General features: G+C 30.9%; 3 protein-coding genes. All 3 read left to right on the top strand.

Annotated elements, in window-relative coordinates:
* Window positions 1-1,156: CotH kinase family protein (locus tag AB1Z17_RS06310; protein WP_368050950.1), on the top strand; the 1,156-nt coding region annotated here is incomplete at its 5' end.
* 26 nt (window positions 1,157-1,182) lie between these two features.
* The gene (locus tag AB1Z17_RS06305; protein WP_368050949.1) at window positions 1,183-3,027 is read left to right on the top strand and encodes a glycoside hydrolase family 2 protein; all 1,845 of its coding nucleotides are present in this window, start codon (window positions 1,183-1,185) and stop codon (window positions 3,025-3,027) included.
* A 70-nt stretch (window positions 3,028-3,097) separates the two neighbouring features.
* Window positions 3,098-4,598, top strand: a 1,501-nt coding sequence (locus AB1Z17_RS06300) for an ABC transporter ATP-binding protein (RefSeq protein WP_368050948.1), incomplete at its 3' end; no start/stop codon positions are given.

Raw genomic sequence — 4,598 nt, 5'->3', positions numbered from 1 at the left:
TTATACGGTTGATGTAACTTATTTTACGGGTTTACCAATTGTTTATATCAATACAGATGGCAATGTTGCAATAGATTCTAAAGACGATGAAGTAGATGGTTTTTTTAGTATAGATGGTGTTCGAAATTTTGATGGATTTGAAACTTCTGAAATGGAAATTCGGGGAAGAGGAAATTCTACCTGGTATTTGCATCCTAAAAAGCCTTATCAAATGAAGTTGAGTGATAAAGCCGAAGTATTGGGAATGCCAAAAGATAAAAAATGGATATTTTTAGCGGAACATTCAGACAAAACTTTAATGCGCAATAAAATAGCTTTTGACATGGGCCATTTGAGCACATTAGAATATACTCCAAGATCTGAATATGCTGAAGTTTTTGTTAATAATGAGTATTCTGGGACATACAATATTTCACAAAAAGTAGAAGAAAGTAGTAACAGAGTTAATTTAGGCGATACAGGTTATTTATTAGAAATTGACCAGTTGGATAGATTAGATCCCGATGATGTGTATTTTAGAACCAACGATTTTTTAATAAATATTAAAGAACCAAATTTAGAATATAACAGCACAGAATACACATATATTAAAGATTTAGTAAATGAATTTGAAACTATTTTAAAAAGCAGTGAATTTAAAGATCCAATTTCAGGCTATGCTAAATACATTGATGTAGATAGTTTTATAGATTGGTATCTAATTAGTGAAATTACAAAAAATCAGGATTCAAGAGATTTTTCAAGTATATTTTTAAATGTAATGCCTGGTGAGAAAATTAAAATGGGACCACTTTGGGATTTCGATTTAGCCTTTGGAAACGTAAATTATTCCGATGCAACCAATCCAAATGGTTTTTGGGTAAAAGATCATAAATGGTACGCCCGCCTTTTTCAAGACCCTGCTTTTGTTACCAAAGTAAAGTCTCGATTTACTTATTTTAAAAATAATGAAAATGCTATTTTAAACAACATGGATTTTTATGCAGACTATCTTAAATATGCGCAACAAGAGAACAATAATAAATGGAATGTTTTAGGAAATTATATTTGGCCAAATCCCGTATTTTTTAATACGTATCAAGAAGAAGTAGACCACCTAAAAAATTGGTATTCACAACGTATGAATTGGTTACAAACCGAGTATAATAATTTGTAAATTATAAAACTTAAAATAATTAAAAAATGTTTAAAACATATAGAAAAGTACTTTTATCAATTTTTGTGTTCTCATTTTGCATTTATATAACTGCACAAGAAAATTTGCTAATAAATACCTATAATAGGTCTTCAATAAGTTTAAATGGCGATTGGAATTATATTGTGGATCCTTATGAAAATGGTTTTTATAATTACCGTTACGAACCTTTTGAAAATCAGACAAAACCGGGAAATGGAGCATTTTTCATCAATGCAAAACCAAAGGATAAAACAGATTTGGTAGAATATGATTTTGATTTGTCAGATGTTATACAAGTTCCAAGTGATTGGAATACCCAAAAAGAAAATTTATTTTATTATGAAGGTACTGTTTGGTATAAAAAATCTTTTGACTATGTAAAAATGAATCAAGACAATCGTGTTTTTGTCTATTTTGAAGCTGTAAATTACCAAGCAGATGTCTATTTTAATGGTGAAAAATTAGGAACTCATATTGGAGGTTTTACACCTTTTAATTTTGAAGTAACCGAACTTTTAAAAGAAAGCGACAATTTTTTAATTGTTAAAGTTGATAACAAACGTAAAAAAGAAGCGGTTCCAACACTAAATACAGATTGGTGGAATTATGGTGGAATTACTAGAGATGTAAAATTAGTAGAGGTTTCAAATAATTATATTCAAGATTATTTCATTCAGTTAAACCCAAAAAATAATCAACAAATAAGAGGGTTTGTACAACTAAATGGAACTGATATTTCTGAAAAGGAGATTCTTGTAAGCATTCCAGAACTTAAAATTAACACCAAGGTTTTAACCAATGAGCAAGGGATTGCATCCATTGAAATAAAATCAAAAAAAATAAATTATTGGTCAACTCAAAACCCTCACTTATATACTGTTATTTTAACATCAGAAAGTGATGAAATTAAAGACCAAATAGGTTTTAGAACCATAAAAACAAGTGGGCAAGAAATTCTTTTAAATGATGAAAAAATATTTTTAAAAGGAATTTCTATTCACGAAGAAAGTCCAATAAAAGGAGGGAGAGGTTCTACTATAGAAGATGCTCAGCAACTATTAAATTGGGCAAAAGAACTGGGTTGTAATTATGTGCGTTTAGCGCATTATCCTCATAACGAGCATATGGTTCGGTTAGCAGATAAAATGGGAATATTAGTTTGGGAAGAAAATCCAGTTTATTGGACTATAGCTTGGGATAATATAGAAACCTATAAAAATGCTGAAAACCAATTAACGGAAGTTATAAATAGAGACAAAAACAGAGCCTCGGTTATTATTTGGTCAATGGCAAATGAAACACCAACTAGTGAACCGCGCAATATTTTTCTAACTAATTTAGCTGCACACACACGTAAACTTGATCCAACCAGATTAATAAGTGCAGCATTAGAGCAAAGTAATTTTGAAGGAAATGCAACTATTAGAACAATACATGATTCTTTTGCTGATGTTGTTGATGTGTTAAGTTTTAATCAATATGTTGGTTGGTATGATGGTTTACCAGAAAAATGCGGACAGATTACTTGGAAAATAACACAAAATAAACCTGTTTTAATTTCTGAATTTGGAGCAGGAGCAAAAGTTGGTTTACACGGTGATAAATTAACACGATGGACTGAAGAATATCAGGAAGATGTATATATTCAAACATTAAAAATGATTGAAGGAATTGAGCAGTTACAAGGCTTTTCACCTTGGATTTTAGTCGATTTTAGATCGCCCAGACGTGTTCTACCTAAAATTCAAGATGGATGGAATAGAAAAGGTTTAATTTCTGAAGACGGACAAAAAAAGAAAGCATTTTTTATACTGAAAAACTATTACGACGGCAAAAATGCTTCTAATTAAAAAGGGAATTGTACATACTGCCTAATTGTCATTTGTAAAGTTCTGGCTCGATTTTCGACTACAAAAACGTATGAGTAAAACAAAAGTATCATTCTGGTGGGCATTTAAGGAATTTATTTGGCCAAGAAAACGAATTATTTTTATAGGTTTAGTATTAATAATGGCTAAAAGTTTATCCAGTTTGGTATTGCCTTATGCTAGTAAAAACTTAATTGATGATGTAATTCCGTCGAAAGATATGAGTGCATTAACTACGTTAATAATTATTGTATGTGGTGCAATCCTTATTCAGGCAATAACATCGTTTTCTTTAACGCGTTTGTTAAGTGTAGAAGCACAACATTTAATATCGCTGTTAAGAGCAAAAGTTCAAAGAAAACTGTTAACATTGCCAATAAGTTTTTTCGATAATAATAAATCCGGAGCTTTAGTTTCTAGAGTAATGACAGATGTTGAAGGAGTTAGGAATCTTGTTGGTACCGGTTTAGTACAATTAGTTGGAGGCTCTATTACTGCAATAATTTCATTGGTTATATTAATAAAAATAAATGCGTTAATGACCCTTTTCGTGTTGGTTCCAGTAGCAATTTTTGCTGTTGTTGCACTAAAAGCTTTTGGATATATTCGTCCAATTTTTAGAGCACGTGGAAAAATTAACGCAGAAGTAACGGGTAGGTTGACAGAAACATTAAATGGAGTTCGTGTAATTAAAGGTTTTAATGCAGAAGAACAGGAAAATAAAAGTTTTGAAAAAGGGGTAGAGCAATTGTTTTTAAATGTGAAAAAGAGTTTGACTGCAACTGCACTAATGACAAGTTCTTCAACGTTTTTATTAGGATTAGCATCCGCAGGAATTATGGGAATAGGTGGTTATTTTATTATGAATAACACTATGACTTACGGTGAATTTGTGTCTTTTACATTGTTTTTAGGGTTTTTAATTGCACCAATTGTACAAATGAGTAATATTGGAAGTCAGTTAACCGAAGCTATGGCAGGTTTGGATAGAACCGAAGAGTTAATGAATATGACTGAAGAAGACAATCCTGAAGTGAGAACTGAAGTTTTAGATAAAATTGAAGGAGATATTTTGTTTGAAAATGTTTCATTTAGTTATGAAAAAGGAAAAGAAGTATTGCATAATATTTCATTTAAAGCGCCAAAAGGAAGTGTAATTGCATTGGTTGGTTCTTCAGGTTCCGGTAAATCTACAATTGCAAGTTTGGCAGCATCGTTTTTAAACCCTTCAAATGGAATAATTTCTATTGATGGAGCGGATATGTCTAAAGTAAATTTAAATAGTTTTAGAAGTAGGTTGGGAGTTGTTTTACAAGATGATTTTTTATATGAAGGAACTATTCGAGAAAATATTTTATTTCCAAGACCAAATGCTTCGGAAGAAGAATTATTAGAAGCCGTAAAAGGCGCTTATGTAGATGAATTTACGAATAGATTTGATGAAGGTTTAAATACGGTAATTGGTGAAAGAGGTGTGAAATTATCTGGAGGTCAACGTCAAAGAATTTCAATTGCCAGAGCTATATTGGCGAATCCGAAAGTGATAATTTTAG

This window comes from Lutibacter sp., from assembly GCF_040883305.1.
Classification (GTDB): Bacteria; Bacteroidota; Bacteroidia; order Flavobacteriales; family Flavobacteriaceae; genus Lutibacter.
The sequence above is the reverse complement of the archived record's forward strand: the minus strand, read 5'-3'. Positions and strand labels throughout refer to the sequence as shown.